Raw genomic sequence first — 391 nt, 5'->3', positions numbered from 1 at the left:
ATTCACCGCGAGCGAACACCAGCATGTCGCGCACTTGATGTTCGAGTTCGTGCAGACGCTCTTTCAGGCGGCCGGCAAAGCGTTGCTGGGTTTCCACCGGCAATTGCTGTTCAGTCAAATGACTGGCGTAGAGCAAAGCGGCGGACAGCGGTGTGCGAATCTGGTGGGCCAGCGAGGCAACCATGCGCCCCAGCGACGACAAGCGCTCATGCCGTGCCAGTTGATCCTGAAGATGCCGGGTTTCGGTCAAGTCGTTGAGCAGCACCAACTGCCCCGGCTCGGCATCCAGCGAGCGGGTGGAAATCGACAGACGTCGACCGTTTTTCAAGGAGATTTCGTGACCGTCGTCTTCACGCGGGGCGAAGCAGCGTGCGATCACATGGCGCCAGAG

Annotated in this window: 1 protein-coding gene; it reads right to left on the bottom strand. The window is 60.4% G+C overall.

The window, feature by feature from the left end:
* Nucleotides 1-391, bottom strand: a 391-nt coding sequence (locus tag AAEY83_RS13060; RefSeq protein ID WP_351059381.1) for a histidine kinase dimerization/phospho-acceptor domain-containing protein, incomplete at both ends; no start/stop codon positions are given.

Source organism: Psychrobacter sp. TB20-MNA-CIBAN-0197 (assembly GCF_040309765.1).
GTDB lineage: Bacteria > Pseudomonadota > Gammaproteobacteria > Pseudomonadales > Moraxellaceae > Psychrobacter > Psychrobacter submarinus.
This window is presented reverse-complemented; position numbering and strand designations above follow the sequence as displayed.